This window comes from Janthinobacterium lividum (assembly GCF_011601275.1).
GTDB lineage: Bacteria > Pseudomonadota > Gammaproteobacteria > Burkholderiales > Burkholderiaceae_D > Janthinobacterium > Janthinobacterium lividum_E.
The window spans coordinates 1-264 of record NZ_JAAOLY010000085.1; the positions used below are offsets into that span (position 1 = coordinate 1).

1 rRNA gene is annotated in these 264 nt (G+C 49.6%); it reads right to left on the bottom strand.

Annotated features, from left to right (window positions below):
- Nucleotides 1-264: ribosomal RNA gene (locus GYK42_RS28995) — 23S ribosomal RNA — on the bottom strand; the annotation flags it as partial.

The window sequence follows — 264 nt, forward strand, 5'->3', positions numbered from 1 at the left end:
TTGGGCTTACGGCGTGGAGGCTTTTCACCCCCATTATCGCTACTCATGTCAGCATTCGCACTTCTGATACCTCCAGCATCCTTTACAAGACACCTTCGCAGGCTTACAGAACGCTCTCCTACCATATCCAATAAAGGATATCCGCAGCTTCGGTGACTGGCTTAGCCCCGTTACATCTTCCGCGCAGGACGACTCGATCAGTGAGCTATTACGCTTTCTTTAAATGATGGCTGCTTCTAAGCCAACATCCTGACTGTTTTAGCC